The following is a 17,805-nucleotide window of genomic DNA, read 5'->3' as shown; positions in this document are numbered from 1 at the left end:
CGCTGGTTTTTGCATAATCGGTGAGAGCCGTAAGCGTAAAGGGGCCCGAAGAAGTATATAGCAAAAACCGTGTATTCTGGTGCGTGAGTGAGTTAAAGGCCATATATAATCGATCCTTTACGTTTATGATATTTTTACACAGTATGTAACGGAGTGTGTAAAAACCTTACTCGGCTTCCCCGAGTGCTCAAGACAAGCTTCCGCTAGGTCGCTGCGCTCCAGTCAATGTTGGTAATCAGCGTACATAGCGGAAAGCGAAATCTTAACGCTCTGTTGTGATGAGCTTTTCCCATGAAGGCGTGAGATTCAGGCTGAGCCAATTTCTCACGGTAATTGCGTCAACAAGCCGTACGTTCTCAGCGCAAGTGACAAAACATGTGCAATCACGGAATCGCGCCAACCGACGCCTTCCGCCGATTATTGAATTTGCCAGTGCTTACCCGCTGATTCACAAAGACCGCTTTCGACCCTCAGCAGCACGAAGCCATGCTGTGCGTTCCTTTCACGAAGCTACGCATCCACCTCACAAAGGCTGAGAGTTCGATTTCCATCAATGTTTGCGGCATAGTTTGTTTGCTGTGCATTAAAAAACAAACTCGTCGTGGGTTCTACCCCGATTCCACGGACGGTTTTAAAACGCCTGAAAACTTCAGGTCTTGCCTTGCCACTCTTCGTCTCATGCGAGGATTATGGAATCGCTCGATGTAGTCAAATATATCTGCTTTAGCGATATCCAAAGTCCGATATTTTGTATGGTGAGTGCGCTCCCGTTTCAGAAGACCAAAGAAGCCTTCGCAAGCCGCGTTGTCACCGCAATGACCCACGGCGCTCATTGAGCAGACCAGTGCATTTTGCTTGAGAAACCGCTGGTAATCGCCGCTGCGAAATTGCGTACCGCGATCAGAATGCAGAATGACAGACCACCCGCCTTGGCGTTGCCATAAGGCCATCTCAATCGCTCTAAGAACCATTTGGCGATCCTGACGATGATGCATCGACCAACCCACTACGATCTTGTTAAAGAGGTCGACGACAACGCACAAAAACAGCTTGCCCTCATCCGTCTTGAACTCGGTAATGTCGGTGACCCACTTGGTCTCCGGTTCCAATGCGTTGAAATCTCGCTCCAAAAGATTACGCACGCCTGGCGGCGGTAAGCCCGGTCTGCCGCGCTGACCTCGCTTCTTCTTACGAGGCCAGCCTTGTAGGCCATCGCGTGCCATAAGGCGAGCAATGCGATTCTTGCTGGCAGTCTCACCGGCATCGCTTAGGTCCTCATGCATGCGCGGGGCGCCAATGGCACCTCGACTGTCTTCGTGGATCTCGCGGATACGCCTAAGCAACCGCTCGTTGTCGACATGCCGATCACTGGGTAAACGCCTCTCCCAGTCGTAATAGCCGCTAGGCGACACCTTTAGGCACCGGCACATCATGCGGAGGGGGAATTCACTGCGACAACGCTGAATCGCCTGGTACCTCAGGACGATCCCTTTGCAAAGAACGTTGCCGCTTCGCGCAAAAAATCGCGTTCCTTCTTCACCCGGGCCAGCTCGCGCCTCAGTTGTGCAACTTCTTCATCGCGCGCATTGCCCGTGCCACCGAAGGCCCTGGCACCCTCCAATTCGGCCTCACGCTTCCAGCGGGTCAGCAAGTTGGGCCCGATGCCCAACTCCCGAGCCACCTGTGCGCAGCTTACGCCAGGCTGTTGAACTTGCTGCACAGCACCGCGCTTAAACTCTGGGCTGTACTTCCTTCTCTTGGACATAAACACTCCTTTTGCCCATTATCGGGCTTCTTTGAAGTGTCCGTAAAATCGGGGTAGAACCCCGTTAATTACACAAGGAGGTGAGCGAATGGAACCGATCCCTAAGGTTAAGTTGCAGAAGAAGCTTCGCTATGGGACTCAAATGCTGATACCGATAGTGCTTTTTCTGGGTGTTGTGGGATGCGTCTCCAACAAGGCGATTCAGACCGTACAGCCGGGTGACGATTCCAAATCGTGCGCTCAGTTGAAAGACGAGCTCGCTTCCTTGGGGGTTGAATTCGAAGAGGCCAAAGACGATTCGGGAGTGACCGGCAAAAACGTGGGACTCGCCATCGTCTTCTGGCCAGGAATTATTGTGAACGAAGTACGTGCGAACAAAAATCAGGATTCAATTGATGCCCGTATTTCTCATCTCACGGGAATCTACAGGGGTAAGTGCCTTGACGAATCTGGCGAGGTCAAATCGAGTGAACGAACCGTTGAACAGCGACTTAAAGAGTTAGATGACTTGAAAGCCAAAGGCTTACTATCTGATGAAGAGTATGAGGATTCGCGACGGCGCATAATTGCGAATATCAAGTAACATTTCTCGCTCGCGAAATTTTCTTGGGACAAATATGCAGTCACTGATGACACCTCATGGCCAGAAAAGGATTTAGAAAATACGTGACTTGACCATCACCGACCGGTTGAATCCACACCTAGGAGCGGTCATTGGCGGGGAGGACCGCGGCCCGCCTCGCTAGAGCGACTCGAGTGTTCTTGATGTAGCTCGGTCAGCTCTAACCAACGCGCACGAAGAGGTAGGTGATGTGTCGCCCGGCGATTTTATGTGAGCCTAAGAGGTTTTGCACTTCAATGCCCCACCAACTTCTCGGCAAGTTGTATTGTAAGTTGGCGACGAGTCAGGCATTGACGGCTCCTCGCCCCGAAGCGGAAACTCCGGAAGCCGGCCATCCGCCGGCCCGCATACAATGTCCATGGTGTACCAAGTTACTGGGCCGGGAAAAACATCGGCATACAGCCCTCCCGCATTTCGGTAACTACTGATTACTCTGTAACTCCCTCCACTGCATGTATCAGACGCTGTTTCGAAGCACGCAGTGGGCTCGCGTGTGCAGCGTACGGTGTTTACAGTCTCACCCGTTGGGCCGACATAGGACCGCACTTGTGGGCCGGCGGCGCTGCACCCGTTTAAAAACATCATTACCGCCAACAAGCCAAGAGAAATGGAATTTGAGCCTTCAATAGAGTGATGCGAATCAGAACAGCGCTGTCCGTTTCGCTTTTCCTTCGCTATCGCCTCAGACATAGTCTCTTCATTATTAAGAAGCTTTTTTGCCAACTATTTTTGCATCAAAGCATGCAAACTGTCTCCTAACTGCTTGTCAAATGCAAGTTGCGTAATTCGGCAGCGGCAAGTTGAAGGTCGGGCAAGCAGGCGGCTGCCTATGGCCGACTCCTGCCCGTCAGAGCCACCCCGCTGACCGTCAGCTTTGAGGTGTTTTGCGACATCGCCAGAACCCGCTTTCGAGGGTGCGAGTTGTCGTTTCTCGAATTGCAGTGTTTGTAGACGGAAGCAACCAATCGAATGAAGGCAAGATTTCTTGTGTCAGCAGGAAGGAAACCTCCCTAAGTCTGACTAAAAACAGGAGTCGCAAAACTTAACCCGTTGATTTAAGAGGAAACGGGTTAAGTCTTTGGTTCATTTAAGGTGCTAAATTTCCAAAAAACGTGAGAACCAACATCAATCAGGAAGGAGGCTTCTCTCTGGATGATGGTTTTTATCTTGCCGCAGTAAATTGACCAGATGACTGTTGCGGCGATGGGCGTTGCTCACAGACTCCGTAATCGCCTTGAGGTCACTGGCTGCACCGACGATGTGGATCTCGGCCTCAGCACGAGTAATCGCTGTGTACAGCCAGGCACGATCTACGATGCGGCCTCGTTGCAGGGCGATGACGATACGCGGAAATTGGGAGCCTTGAGCCTTATGCAAGGTGATGCAATAGCCCAGTTCCATGCAATCGAGTAAGCCCTGAGTAACATCAACCCGATCTCCTGTGTCCAGCTCAACTACGCCGTAGTGTTTGCCTACAGCTTCGGTTGATACCAGCGTACCCAGCGAGCCATTCTGGATGCCCTTGTCGTAGTTGTTCTGGGTAAACAGGATGGCATCCCCTTGGCGGGTGTCTCGATAGAACCGCTCCCCATGAAACTCAAACTCCAGGCGCTGTCCATCAGGGTTCGCCGCGTTCTGAACCCGCTTGTTAATCTCAGCGACGATCGCCTTGGTCGCGCCCATGATTCGACTATTGTGTGGCGCGTTCAGGAACAATTCGGTGCAGTGCTCAGCCATCAGCGTGCCAGGGGTTTCATGGAAGATGATCGCTCCTGTCGACAAGCATTCAGGGACGATTCCCTGGTTGATCAACTTGGAGTATTCGGGGATGCCCGTTGAGCCTTCCTGACGCTTCACGATGTCCAGGGTAGTGTTGACGATCACCTCGGATGTCACGATATCCGACAGCACTTTACCGCAACCGATGGGTGGTAACTGGTCGGGATCGCCTGTGAGAATGATCCGAACCTTCGGGCTGATGTGGGTTACCAAGCGGTACATGGTCGGCAGATCAATCATGCTCGCTTCATCGATGACCAGCAGGTGATGAGGCTGGTCGCCAGTGCGCTCGACCGGCTCTTGTCTGAGAAAGGCGGCAATGGTCAGGGTCTTAAACCCGATAGATTCGTGCAGGCGCATGGCCGCCCGGCCCGACAGGGCTACGGCGTGAATGGTGTAACCTAAGGCGTGGTAGGCTCGCAGCGCCGTGCGCAGCACGGTGGTTTTACCCGTCCCCGCGCCGCCCGTAATGCAGCTCACCGCGTTATCCAGTGTATTGGCTACCGCCTGTGCTTGTTTCTTGGTCAGATCGTAGGGCAGTTCCTCCACAGCGCTTAGGTAGGCTTGGTTTGCGTCATGGTCATAGAGGTCGCGCTGGGCTGCCAATTTCAGCAAGCGCTTGGCAACCACGGACTCCATCAGTAGCTGGGCCGTGGGGTGGTAGGTGCCCGCCTCCCCGTTCAGCACAAATTGCGCCTTCTGATGCCCCGCCATAAACGCCTGCGTTGCCAGATCGGGTGATCCCAGCAGTTTTCTTACCGTGGGGCGAATGGCGTTCTGAGTGGTATAGGTATGGCCCTTGTCGATCTCCTTGCGGATCGCCATCTCCACGGCGGCTGAGAGCCGTTTGGGATCACAATCTGTGATTTCAAGTTGTTGCCTTGCCAGTGTATCCACCGCATCGAAGGGCATACCAAAGCCCAGCAGTAGATAGGGATTGTCATTGATTGCCTGTACCGAACGATCATCATGGTGCTTCAGGAGGCGCTGCTGGATCGGAGCTGGTATTTTGAGTTTGGCCATCCAGTTGCACGCTCCGAGGTTTTTGTACTTTGCGTAACCGGTATAGAGGGCGTCCACGGACTCTTCGCTCAATAGCTCTCTGAGCAGGCTTCTGGACTCTGGCGTGTCTTTCCTTAAGGTGGCATGGAAATCGGCTCCCAAGCGCTCCCACAGCGCTCTGGCTTTCTGCTCACCGATGCCCTTGAAGTCCTTTTCCCTGGCGATAAAGCGGATCAGATGCTCACCGTCTTCCGGCAGGGTGCAGCGAGCCTCGGCGGGCGTGTCGTAGGTGTGCTGCTTCATCAGGTAATTGAATCGCCACCAGTTCTCTAGACACTTTCCAGTTGTTTTTCGTGATGCTGTTCGTAGTCTACAGGTGACAGTAGGCTGTTCGAGCCATGCCGGCGTCTGACGTTGTAGAACATCTCGATATAGTCAAAGATATCGGCCCGGGCATCCTGCCGGGTCGGATATATCTTGCGCTTCACGCGCTCGCGCTTGAGAAGCTGGAAGAAGCTTTCAGCGACTGCGTTGTCATGGCAGTTGCCGCGTCTGCTCATACTGCCCTCAAGGCCGTTTGCGCGTAGAAATGCGCTCCAGTCATAGCTTGTGTATTGACTGCCCTGGTCCGAATGAACAAGTACCTTGCTCACCGGCTTGCGACGCCACACCGACATCAACAAGGCATCTAGAACCAGATCGCTCGTGATCCGTGATTGCATCGACCAGCCAATCACCCGGCGCGAGAATAAGTCGATAACCACGGCCAGGTACAACCAGCCTTCGTGGGTCCGAATATGGGTGATGTCGGTCGCCCATCGCTCGTTCGGCGCAGCCGGATTAAACTGTCTCTGCAGTACGTTAGGCGTCACATCATGCGCTTTTCCAGCCTTATGCCGGGGCTTGCGATAACCAACCTGCGCCCTGATTCCAGCGTCTCTCATGAGACGGTGGACACGGTTGGGGCCGCAACACTCGCCTATTTCATGCAAATCACGATGGATCTTCCGATAGCCATACACAGCACCGGACTCGAGCCAGAACTGCTTGATTAGGCCAGAGAGCCGCTTGTCCTCACAACGGCGAGTCGATTGCGGCTGTCGACGCCACGCATAGAAACCGCTGGGGTGGACGTTGAGCAAAGCACACAGATGTCGCACCGGTAACTGGTGGCGATGGGATTGAATAAAAGCGTACTTCACTCGGATTGGCTCGCGAAGTACGCCGCGGCTTTTTTTAGAATGTCACGCTCCTCCGTGACACGCTTAAGCTCTTTTTGTAGCCGACGAATCTCGGCCTGATCATCAGCCTCCACTCGATGTTGCTCGGCAGCCGGCCCGTACTTCTTCACCCAGGCATACAGACTGTGCGTCGTCACGCCCAGTCGACTCGCCACATCCGCCACGCTATAGCCGCGATCAGTAATCTGGCGAACAGCTTCTCTCTTGAATTCTTCGGGGTAACGCTTGTTGCTCATAAACACCTCTCTGATAGCCATTTTGTATGGCTGAAAGGTGTCTAGCAAACTGGTGGCGATTCAAATCGCCGCTTTCAACGGTGTCTATCAGTCGCTTCCCGCTGACCTCCCACTGTTGGCCAATCGCTGGAGCGACAGGCAAGAGCGATGCGTCAACCTTGATGGTGATGAAATACTTGCCGTTGTTGATACGATAAGAATTTTTCTTCAGAGGCACACCACTGAATATCACGTAACCCGCCGTGCTGCAGGGGATGCTGGTAACGCGCAGGGTATCGGTATGCAGAGGGGTTGAGGTGTCCATCAGCGCGGCATCATACCCATTTCAGATAGGACTTCGGACAGCTCACCAAAGCGTTCCAATTGGGCTTCCAGCTCTTGAACAAGAGCCTTTAGCTCGATGTTTTCCTGCTCAAGCTGGCAGGTGCGTTTGGTGTCGAGGATGCGCCGCGCCGCCTTATTGTCGTACTCCTTGGGTTGGTTGGCCTGCGCTTTAGCTTTCTCAGTCAACTGAGGCAAGACGCCTCGCTCCCGCAGAAGCTCTTCCAGCTTCTTCAACCGCTTGCGTAGTTCGGGGTTTTGGTTCAAAGCAGATTTACCGCAACTCACGCCCTTGGCCACTTCCATGCGATTGAGTTTGCCTTGAAAAATGATCTGGGCGAAGTCTTCGTCCGATTGGGTGGCGACCCACGCATCAAAGGCCGCGACATTTTGCTTGGCCCTCTGCCTACCGTTCGCCATCGTCCACCTCTCCCAGCAGCTTTCTCAGGCCTGTCAGGAAGCCTCTCGGCAAGATCTCTTGCCCCAAATTATCCTTTACCTGGCCTAAGGCGTTTGCTTGGAAGCCCAAACCCTCCAGCCACTCATCCGTGCATACCGATTGAAGGGCCTTTTTTTCACCCTCAGAGCAGATACCTGTGAGTGACGGCAGCATTTCAATCGTTGAGTCAGACTGAGTCAAAGGAGCCGATACAGGCCGCTTGTCGATGATGATTTTGGTCTGATTCTTGAGCATGTTCGCCTCGCTTTTGTAGCGATCACGCTCACGGATGATTTGCCCAAAGAGTGCGCGAACCGCCGTATCATCGATCCGCTCAAGGAGCTTGTAATCCTGCCCCGAGGCACGGGGCGAAGTTGTGGGCGGCTTCTTGGTTGTGGTCTGTGCTTTAGCGGCCCAGGCTTCAATCAGGTCGCGGTAGTGCTTGTTAGCGGTAGCGCGAATCGAGTTATAGCCGACACCGCCAGCTTCGGCTGACACACGCCCAATGGTCGTGATCGAGAAGTCGCGCTTACCCTCGGCATAGTAGTCATTCAGCGTCTCGTTGAGCTTGTCGAGTGAAGTCTTAGTCTTGGCTGACTTTCCGTCCTTCAGCTTATCCAGAATGGCGGTTACATCGATATCCATCAGTCAGCCTCCACCACCGCAATGTGCAAAGCCTGGCGGTCTGCAAGCGTTAGGGGTGCGACGTTTCGCAGTTCTTGAACCCCGTCTTCGAGCAGTTTTGAATCCACCAGATACTGCTGTGCCTCGATATAATCCGAGGCGATACGGTAGCCCTCTAGCTTATCGTCAGGGTCAGCCAGCATCGCCATTTTTCGCATGATCGCGTTCCCTGCGATGAGCTGTGTTTGCTCATCCATTTCAAGGAAGATCGGCTGGTAGCCAGAACGTGCCATCATGCGGCTTAGCGCGTTGGTACGCTTGGCAATCGCGGGAGTTTTGCGCAGATCGTCATGCAGGTCAGGGTAGAACTCTGCGTCCTCGCACAAGAGTGCCAAGTGCAGCAGTTCAGACTCCGTTTCGATAAACTTCATGCTCACCTTCAGATCATCCGCAGAGCCAACAGCAATGAGCTTCTGCCCCTCATCATCGTCATCACGCTGGTTCTCGATCTGCATGATGCGGTTGATCAGGTTGAACGTGGCTTGATAGTCCTTGGCATATTCATCGGACTCAACACGCTGTTTCTCGTGTCGACGTTCCAGCGCCTGAAGCTGGTCATGCTTAACAAAGGGCTCCCCCCGCTCTTCAGCGATAAACAACTCATCCTTCAAGGTATCGAGTTCACCTTCAAGCTGTGTGGCCAGCGACGCGGCCTGATGCGCTTTGTAGCTAATCTGATTGAAGCGCGAATTCAGTGCGGGGAGGTAGGTGGCATCCGTAACGTGCCATCGGCAGCGAACACAGTTCTCAGGGCCGTGCGGTACAGGGCCGTATACACGCAGACCGGGCGATTCTGAGTCTCTAATGATTGACCCACCGTTCCAGCACCCACCTACAGTAGAGACCTCATCAGAGCGTACTGAGTTACCGCCAACTAGACACAGCCCTGTTGCACGCTCCTCCCAGCCAATGGGATTGCGGTTAGCCAGCGCGGCTTCAATAGAGTTGTGTTGATCTGGGTGGTACGCGGTGCGGAGACGGATTTGATTGATCTCCGCATCAATCAGAAAGTTCTTGAGCGCCCCTTCACCCTTTTCAACCAGAGCGGCGTTAGCCTCCTTCATTTTCTCGGCCATCACGGAGGGCGTGATCTTGTTGTAGTAGATCGTCATCAGAAGGCGTGTATGGCCTGCCAGCAGCTTGGAAATAACAGGCAGAGGTAAGTCTGTATCCATGGTGTAACAGGTGATCAACGAAACCCTCAAGCTGTGCAGCGGGAATTCGGTTGCCGTCTTGGATAGTTCCCGCTTGTCATAATCATCCCCGTAGTCTTTTACAAAGCGCAGACGCTCGCCATTTTTCAGTGTTTGATCACTGACAAACACGTCCTCTTCGAGTTTGGATAGCAGGCGGTACCATGAATACGCGATAGGGTAGGTAGTGATTGGCAGGAGTGAACCATGTGCCCGAAATAGAAACGCAAACTCACCCATGGCTTCCAATTTTTTCTGGCTCTTAGCCTCACCCAAATGCGCTCTTTTAAGCTCTTTTCCTTTGGTCAAACGATCAATCGGATTGTATTTCTCCTGCCAGTTTCGGAGCTTTTCCAGCCAATAAAGCAGCTCTTCATGTTGCCACGGGATGGTGTAACCGCGTTGAATCTCATCCTTGTTCTGATCCGCCGTCTTGTTGGTGGAGACGTACAACCCCGTTGAGTAGGTTTCACTCATTGAGTCGTAAATACGCTTGAATACTCCCTTCTGGTAGGGGCGTTTGGCGGAGCCGTACTTGAATGGATGCTGAGTGTTTTCAACCCACTGCCCCTGCTCGTAACGCCAAGTATCGCCCTCACCAGAATCCAGAAAGCGCACTTGGGAGGAGCGCAGAGGCAGATGAAGTTTGGTGAACATAAACATCGCCATGACAGGCGACCAGATTTCGTGAATCTCCACCTTTTTATCGCTTGTGCCAATCCTTCGCAGAACCATTCGAGTCCGTGCAATGCAGTCAGGATCGTTCGGATCGATCGCCTCGGGAGACACCTCCATCCACGCCTTGTTGCCGCCTGGGAGGTTATCGATGGCCCAGTGCCAATCACGGAAATGACGACCAATCCAGGGAGTTTTATTGGCTGAATCGGTGATTGGGTAGGGACAAACGATCTGACGTAATTGCTCGATATACCGATAAGGAAGGGGACTGTGAACGGTTTCAGTGTTCGATTGAACCCTCTTGATTCTCTCAAAAGGATTTGAAAAGAGCGGTACGGGCTTCCCGTTATCATCCTCATCGGATAGGTGATGTTTCAAGATGTAGTCACATAGAGCAACTGCATAAGCTACATGTTTGGCTGTTTTAGTGTTCGTTCCTACGCCTATAAGGTATGCACCGAACTCTTCACTAGATACTTGGTGGCCGTTGGAATGCCCTTCGAACATCGAAGCGACATCAAAGGCATAAGGCGCTTTGGCTTGAAGGTAACAAAGGAAATGCTTCAATCCCTTTAATTTATCGGCGATCCCCGTCTCTTCTTGGGAAATCCACTCAGCACCGTACTGCTGCCACTGAAGCCACTCTGGCCCAAGGTCTTTAGTGACCCACGCCAGCGTCATGTCAGTCGTGTACCCCTTTACTTTGAATTTATTGTCCATTGTCATTGCTTCCCTAATCTCGGATTCTTGCCTGTGAAGAAACCATCGGGATCGATATCTTCAAATCCATGTTCTGCCAGTGTTTTCCAGTCAAATAATGAGCCGAGCCGAGGTTGATCTGACCCCAGCTTGAGCTGCTCCGATGCACTAGAGAGCGCGTTAGACACCTGTTGGCTAGACGGCATGGTGTACACCGTCTGGGACTCCAAACTTTTGTGGTGGAGGCACTTCTTGCGAATCAGTGGATCGATACGGGCATCGGTCAGTTCACGGCCATAACGGTGTCGGTGCCCGTGCGGGTCATAGCCAAGCGCTTTGTTTGGCTCAAGGCCGATTCGTCTTAGGCCCGATGCGTAACTCTGGTTAAAGGCATTTTTTGTGTACGGATTGCCCAGATAGCGGCTATCGAAGCTGATAAACGCATAGGGGTGATGGCACTCAATCGATGCGCGGTACACGAGATACTGCCGCCAGAGCGTCATAAATACCCGACCGTACTCGGTCGGGAAAAAGCGTGCTTCGAGATAGCCATCCTTGTGATCGACAACCTTCGATTTCCATCCGAGGTGCTGGGTGCCAAGCATCTCTTGGCGCGGTAGTCTGCCGAACTTTTCTTGCAGGTAAGCTTTGCGCGTCTTGATGCCTTTACGCGATTTCCAGTCTTCAGGTGCTTTGCCGTCTATCTCGTTGTAAATCCGTACAATCGCAGAGTCAGGATCGTTAGGATCTTCAAATACATCTGTGACCCACAGCAGAAGCGCTTCGCTGATCCTGAATCCAGCACCCTGAATCAGTAAAAGGATTAACTTGTCGCGGAGGGCTACGCGAGGGTCTTTAGCACCGCCAATCCCTTGCATATAGAACTCTTCAAAGCGTTTTGCGGGAAACGCAATCGCATCATCATCGGTCTTTGCTAAAGGAGTGCGCCCCTTGATACTTCTGGCTCGCTTGACCGTATTACTGATCGACTTGTCTTTAATGTGGCCCAGAAAATCGTTGCGGTTACGGCGGAACCACGCCGCGTACTGGATGCGCTCTTCGTGCCTGGTGGCGCTTTGAAGAATATTGAATTCTTTACCGAGGCCCTTGTCGGCCATCCAGTTTGTGAAGCTGGTCAGATGGCCAATATGCCTAGACACTGCGCCTGTGGTGGCAGGTATCCAGTAGAGACCTGATGGATCAAGCCCGTCATCTCCAACGGTGCCGCTGTAAAGCCTTCGAACAAATACGGCGAAGAGTTCTTCTGGGTTGCTAAACATCGAATGGTTCGCGTCCATGAATTCGATCAGCAGAATGATGGATTGAATATGTTTGTTGATAGTAGATAGAGAGGTGCCATTCAGGTGCAAGCTGAGCACGTAGTCTGTGACCGATTCGAGCACACCCTCGTCAGTCAAAACGACAGGAATCTGAGTGGCAATTCCACTCTTATCCTGCACGATATCCGCTATGATTTTTGTCGCTATCATTTCGATCTTCTACATAAAAGACACAAATTACACTATATACCTTTATGTATCCTAGTAAAAAAATAACCCCCTGTAAAGGAGGTTATCTTCAGAATTACACAGTTTTAGGCACTATATGGAACTTCGGGCCCCTTTTTACTGCGTCAGGCAAGACTAGCCTTAACTCTGGATAACGGCTTGGACTGCAGCTGCTGCTTACTTCACTCTCTGGGATGGGGGGACGCTCGTTACGTAAACAACAGCTGCAGTCCGGGTGCGTAATTCTCGATCCCGGATCGATATTGCTGTCTCGTACCCAAGTTAGGCAAGCGGGTGCGATTCGCGAAGCGAGCGTTCCCAAGCTTAGCGAGGGTAGCGAATCGGACGCGCTTGCCGGGTCACGGGAGACTAGCGTTCACTTTCGATAACGGGTTTGCACTGCAGCTGCTGCTTACTTCACTCGCTGGGATGGGGGGACGCTCGTTGCGTAAACAGCGGCTGCAGTCCGGGTGCGCCTTCTCGATCCCGGATCGATATTGCTGCTTGTACCCAAGTTAGGCAAGCGTGTGCGATTTGCGAAGCGAGCGTTCCCAAGCTCAGCGAGGGTAGCGAATCGAACGCGCTTGCGGGATCACGCGAGACTAGCGTTTACTTTCGATAACGGGCTTGGACTGCAGCTGCTGCTTACTTCACTCGCTGGATTGGGGGACGCTCGTTACGTAAACAGCAGCTGCAGTCCTTGGGCGTCATTCCGAGGCTAGGGTGTTTCGGGGCCGTCCACTTCGACAATCATTTCGATCTCTACGGCCTGTCCCCGGGGCAGGGATGCCATACCTACAGCGGCTCTGGCGTGGCGTCCCCGTTCGCCGAAGACCTCCACAATGAGATCGGAAAAGCCATTAATCACCGCGGGTTGCTCGACAAAACTCGGGTCTGAGTTCACCATCCCCAATACCTTTACCACACGCGTCACGCGGTTCAGGTCGCCAAGCATGGCCTTGAGCACTGCCAGCTGGTTGATGGCCGTGAGTCTGGCTGCCTCATAACCCTCTTCAATGCCCAGGTCTTTGCCAAGCTTCCCGGAGACTTCACTCCCGTCAGCACGTTTGGGACCTTTGCCTGCAAGAAAAATAAAATTGCCGGTCTGGACGCCATTGACGTAGTTTGCAACGGGGCTTGGCGCCTGGGGGAGAGTAATGCCCAGCGTTGCTAATCGCTCTTCGGGGGACGGTTCCCGGGCGCTGCTGTCGCCCGAGAGAAACGGCGCGCTCATCGCCAGGAGGCAGCAGAGCGTCAACATCGGCCCATGCGAAGCCATGGGCTTCCCGGACCGGTGTTCCTTGTACTTGCGAATCACCAATGATTGTTTTGACGTATACACAGGCTCTCCTCAGGATTCGTGACCCAACTCCCGGGCTTTGCGCATTTCAAGATCCAGGGCTTCCGCCGCATGGGAGCGGGGTCGGGCAAAGCGCGCCACGCCAAGATACAGGATGGGCGTCAGGTATAGCGTAAACAGCGCGGTGAGGCCCAGTCCACCAAAGACTACCCAGCCCACCGCTGCTCGCGCCTCTGCCCCCGGACCGCTGGAGAGGATGAGGGGCAGGGCGCCCAACACCGTAGATACCAGGGTCATGGCGATGGGACGCAATCTCACTGCGGCGGCTTCTGCAACGGCATCGCGGACACTGAGACCTTCATCTCTAAGTTGATCGGCAAACTCCACCAGCAGAATACCGTTCTTGGCAATCAAACCGATCAGCATGACCAGCCCCACCTGGGAGTAGATATTCAGGCTCGTGCCCGTCAGGAACAGTGCGAGGACGGCAGCCGCCAGACCAAAGGGCACCACGGCCATGATCACAATGGCGCTGGTGAGGCTTTCGAACTGAGCCACCAGAACAAGGAACACGATGAGTAGGGCGAAGCCGTAGGTAATGAGCGTTTCACGGCTGGACTCCTCCAGGGTGGCAGCTTCGCCGCGTGTCAGTACCTCGATATCCGGTGGTATCACTTCCAGGGCAAGGGCCCGCAGCTCGTCGACTGCGGTTTGCATGGCGACACCCTGGGCTACGTCGACATCAACTTCAATAGCCCTTCGCTGGGACTGTCGCTCCAGTTCACTGGCGACGCCTTCCTCCACGATTTCAACAACGCTCGAGAGGGGCACCAGGGCCCCGCTTCCCGCGCGGACGTAGAGATTGGCAAGATCGCCGGGATCGTCCACTGCCCGGGCACCGCCCTCGAGCATAATGGGTACCGCCTGATCTTCGATGTTGAGATCGATAACGTCGAGCCCGTCGATCATTGCCCTCAGGGTCTCTGCGACCTCGGGAAGGGCGATGCCCAGATCGGCGAGGCGTCGGCGATCAATACGTACCGAGAGCTGGGGCTGCGTCGGCTGGTAGCCCACGCGGGGACCGCTGACGCTGGTGAGGCGATCTCGGATGGCATTTGCGTAATCCCGGGCCGCGGCATAAATGCGGCCGTACTCGTTGCCCGTGAGCACGACCTTGAGTCCTCCCCCGGAGGCGCCGCGCAGATTAAGGCTGTTGCTGCTGTAAACCCGGGGTCCTGCACCGGGAAGATTACGCAGAATAGGCGCTATCTCTGCGGCGATCTCCTGTTGACTGCGTGTGCGGTCTGCCCAGGAGGCGAGGGGCGCGCTGATGAACACGAGATTGGGGTCGTAGCGACCGACCACGGTGTACAGCGAGGTGATCTCGCCGCTCTCTACAAGAGGCAGCAACACGTCCTCCATGCGATCCGCCTGACGACTCATGTAAGGCAGGCCGACACCGTCGGGTCCCCGGGCAAAAATATTGATTTCGCCACGGTCCTCCGTTGGCAGAAGTTCCTGATCGAGCTGTGTGTAGAGACCGCCGGCGCCCCCGGCGGCCAGAAGACAAAGCAAGAGCACCGGCCACGGATGGGCAAGTACCGCGTGCAGTGTGCCCTTGTAAAAGCGCTGCATCACGGCACCGACTTTTCGCAGTTGCCGGTCAAAGGCGCCCTCGGTGGAATCTCCGAGGCGCGCCATCGCTGCGGGCACGAGGGAGAGGGCCACGAAGGATGAGATGGCCACCGCGACGGCCAGTACAAGACCGAACTCACGAAACAGGCGGCCTGCGGTGCCCGGAAGAAAAGCGATGGGCACAAACACGGCCACAAGTACCATCGTGGTGGCGATGACGGCAAAAAAGACCTGGCGCGTGCCGAGCACAGCGGCGGCGTTTGCCCCCAGACCCTGCTGTCGGCGGCGCTGGATGTTTTCGAGCACTACGATGGCGTCGTCAACAATCAGCCCCGTCGCCAATACGAGTGCCAGGAGGGTGAGAATGTTGATGGAGAATCCGAGCATCCAGATAGCCCCGGCGGTGCCCAGCAGAGAGACGGGAATGGCAATGGCCGGTACGAGAGTCAGGCGCCAGGAACCCGAGAACACCCGAATGGTGGCTACAACGACCAGAACTGCGAGGAGCAGGCTGACCAATACTTCCTTTACGGCGCCACGAATAAAAATCGCATTGTCGGAGATTTTTTCGAGGCTGAGATCGTCAAAGCGCGCATTCAGCTGGGCGATCGCGCGGTCCGCGCCGGCGGCAATTTCGATGGTATTGGACCCGGCTTGACGAACGACGCCGATGCCCACGACTCGCTGACCGTTAAGGCGCACGATGGACTCGGCATCGGCCGGGGCGAAGGCCACGTCAGCGACGTCCCCAATGCGCACCGTGCCCGTGATGATCGTGTTCGCAACCTGTGCCTCGGTGACCACGGAGGCGTCGGCGCGAACAAGGAGCTGCTGATCGCCGCCGCGGAAGCTCCCCGCGGGAACATCCAGAGATGCGTCGCGCAAAACCGCGGCGACGTCACTCACCGTGAGGCCATAGCTGGCGAGGCGCAGAGGATCCACGATGACACGGAGGGTGCGCTGACGGCTGCCAAAGAGCGGTACATCGGCGACGCCCGGCAGCGCCAAAAATGCCGGCACAATGTCCTGTTCTACTATGCGCGTCAGCGCCTCTTCGCTGTACAGGGTGCTGCGCACGGCAACGCGGACTACCTCTTCCGCATCCTCGTCTGCCTTGTACACCGCGAGTTGTTCGACGTCATCGGGGAGGTCTCGAACGGTCTGGCTGATGGCTTCTCGCACGTCCGTGGCGGCGCGATCCAAATCGTAGCCGGGTCCGAACTCTGCGCGGATCCGGGTGCTGTTTTCTTCGCTCGATGAACGCATGTCCCTGACTCCCGATACCCGTGCAACGGCACCCTCGAGGATGCGGGTGACTTCCGCATCCATGGTCTCCGGGGAGCCCCCGGGGAGCTGGGCACGTACGTTGATGATGGGGCGGTCGACATCGGGGAGCTCACGAACCTCGATGGCCAGGAGGGCCGCCAGGCCGGCGATGGCGATGAGCATATTCATGACCGCAACCAGCCACGGACGGCGTACCCCTAAAGCCGGTAGATCATTACCGCTGTCTGTTCCATCGATGTTGCTCATGGCCCCTAGCCCTCGTTGGCGGCGGGCGTCAACACGCCGCGGGCATCTCGCGCCAGGGCTTCGGCGTCCATGGTGCGCACGGCGATCCCGTTTCGCATGGACTGTACGCCTTCACCCACAACCAGGGCGCCGGCGGGGACGTCCGCATCGACCAGCACCCGACCTTCCTGTCGCTGCACAAGGGTGGCGGGTACCTGACGGGCCTGATCGTTCTCTACGATCCAGATGTAAGCGCCTTCGGCGCCCCACTGCAGCGCGACTTCCGGCACCGCCGGAAAGGCTTTTCCTACGAGGTCCAGTTCAACGCGGAAACTCATCCCGGGACGAAGGAGATCACTGTCGTTGACCACTTCCGCGCGCGCGGTGAAGGAGCGGGAGAGGGGATCGACCCTGGAACCCAGATCAACGACGGTGCCCCGGGCCTCTGTGCGCTCTGCACTCCACACTTCGATGCGCACGGGGTCACCCGTTTGCAGGCGCCCCACAAAGGCCTCGGGTACATCAAAACTCACGAGAAGCGTGCTGCGATCGTCGATGCTTGTGATTTCTGTGGTGACGTCTATGCGGTCTCCCGCGTCGACATCGGTGATTCCTACAAATCCGTCGAAGGGGGCGGTCACAAATCGCCGTTGCAGGGCAATCTTGGCCCGGTCACGCTCAATGCGGGCACTGTCGAGGGTGGTTCGAGCGGTGTCTACGGTGGTTTCGGGGACCGTTCGGTCCACGCTGCTATTGGCCTGGGTGTAACGTTCCAACATGCGCTGAGCATCGGCCAGGCGAAGTTCCGCAAGCTCGAGAGCGAGGGTCTCGTCCCGGGAGTCCAGGGCGACAAGCACGTCGCCCTCCGCCACGCGATCCCCGGGCTGGAAGTTGACCGCCACGACCTCGCCTGCAGCCTCCGGGAAGAGCGAGACGGAGCGGTGGGCTCGCGCCGTGCCTACGGCCTCAACCCGCGTCTGGCGCGCTTTGAGCTGGACCGTTTCAACGACGACGGGCACCGCAGCTCTACCGCGGCTCTCGCGTTGGGGGGCTGTATCGTTTGCTTCGCTGCACGCTGTCAATTGCACAGCAAGCTGTGTGGATAAGAGCGCCGTTGCGACAATCTGTGCGCTGCGCTTTAGGGATGGCACTTCGGATCTCCGCTGTCAGGCCCGACGAAAAAACGCCGTA

12 protein-coding genes are annotated in these 17,805 nt (G+C 55.4%); 1 reads left to right on the top strand and 11 read right to left on the bottom strand.

The genetic code is table 11. The features are described 5' to 3' along the window. Window positions 1-608 precede the first annotated feature (608 nt). A protein-coding gene (locus KT71_RS13725) for an IS3 family transposase (protein ID WP_152025179.1) occupies window positions 609-1,765 on the bottom strand; the annotation gives its coding sequence in 2 pieces (ribosomal slippage) (window positions 609-1,525 and window positions 1,525-1,765; 1,158 coding nt in all). 88 nt (window positions 1,766-1,853) lie between these two features. Between KT71_RS13725 and KT71_RS13715 the strand changes: the two genes are divergently transcribed. Next, window positions 1,854-2,348: an SHOCT domain-containing protein gene (locus tag KT71_RS13715; protein WP_008294772.1), complete on the top strand. Its 495-nt coding sequence runs from the start codon at window positions 1,854-1,856 to the stop codon at window positions 2,346-2,348. 1,164 nt (window positions 2,349-3,512) lie between these two features. On the opposite strand, the gene KT71_RS13710 is transcribed toward KT71_RS13715, so the two are convergent. From KT71_RS13710 to KT71_RS13660, 10 genes are all read right to left on the bottom strand, one after another. After that, entirely contained in the window at window positions 3,513-5,471 is a 1,959-nt protein-coding gene (locus tag KT71_RS13710) for an AAA family ATPase (protein WP_008294773.1), read from the bottom strand. A 26-nt stretch (window positions 5,472-5,497) separates the two neighbouring features. Next, a protein-coding gene (locus KT71_RS13705) for an IS3 family transposase (protein WP_169729160.1) occupies window positions 5,498-6,645 on the bottom strand; the annotation gives its coding sequence in 2 pieces (ribosomal slippage) (window positions 5,498-6,408 and window positions 6,408-6,645; 1,149 coding nt in all). Beyond that, entirely contained in the window at window positions 6,587-6,949 is a 363-nt protein-coding gene (locus KT71_RS20530) for a hypothetical protein (RefSeq protein WP_023660068.1), read from the bottom strand. The genes KT71_RS13705 and KT71_RS20530 overlap by 59 nt, the downstream gene beginning before the upstream one ends. Further along, window positions 6,949-7,386: a VPA1267 family protein gene (locus tag KT71_RS13690; RefSeq protein ID WP_008294776.1), complete on the bottom strand. Its 438-nt coding sequence runs from the start codon at window positions 7,384-7,386 to the stop codon at window positions 6,949-6,951. The genes KT71_RS20530 and KT71_RS13690 overlap by 1 nt, the downstream gene beginning before the upstream one ends. Next, on the bottom strand, window positions 7,373-8,050 hold the full coding sequence (gene gmtX / locus KT71_RS13685) for a gamma-mobile-trio protein GmtX (protein WP_008294777.1): 678 nt from the start codon (window positions 8,048-8,050) through the stop codon (window positions 7,373-7,375). Before gmtX ends, KT71_RS13690 begins: the two co-directional genes overlap by 14 nt. Continuing rightward, window positions 8,050-10,680, bottom strand: coding sequence for a gamma-mobile-trio integrase GmtZ (gene gmtZ, locus KT71_RS13680; RefSeq protein ID WP_023660067.1), 2,631 nt, complete (start codon window positions 10,678-10,680; stop codon window positions 8,050-8,052). Before gmtZ ends, gmtX begins: the two co-directional genes overlap by 1 nt. A gap of 2 nt (window positions 10,681-10,682) precedes the next feature. After that, window positions 10,683-12,149, bottom strand: coding sequence for a gamma-mobile-trio recombinase GmtY (gene gmtY / locus KT71_RS13675; RefSeq protein WP_008294779.1), 1,467 nt, complete (start codon window positions 12,147-12,149; stop codon window positions 10,683-10,685). Between the two features lie 736 nt (window positions 12,150-12,885). Further along, complete coding sequence (locus KT71_RS13670) at window positions 12,886-13,509, bottom strand: RidA family protein (protein ID WP_023660066.1); 624 nt, start codon at window positions 13,507-13,509, stop codon at window positions 12,886-12,888. A gap of 9 nt (window positions 13,510-13,518) precedes the next feature. After that, window positions 13,519-16,635: an efflux RND transporter permease subunit gene (locus KT71_RS13665; protein ID WP_008294782.1), complete on the bottom strand. Its 3,117-nt coding sequence runs from the start codon at window positions 16,633-16,635 to the stop codon at window positions 13,519-13,521. 5 nt (window positions 16,636-16,640) lie between these two features. Next, a complete protein-coding gene (locus KT71_RS13660) occupies window positions 16,641-17,765 on the bottom strand; it encodes an efflux RND transporter periplasmic adaptor subunit (RefSeq protein ID WP_008294783.1) in 1,125 nt (374 codons plus the stop codon). Window positions 17,766-17,805 lie beyond the last annotated feature (40 nt).

Origin of the sequence: Congregibacter litoralis KT71 (genome assembly GCF_000153125.2) — a bacterium.
Taxonomy (GTDB): Bacteria; Pseudomonadota; Gammaproteobacteria; order Pseudomonadales; family Halieaceae; genus Congregibacter; species Congregibacter litoralis.
This window is presented reverse-complemented; position numbering and strand designations above follow the sequence as displayed.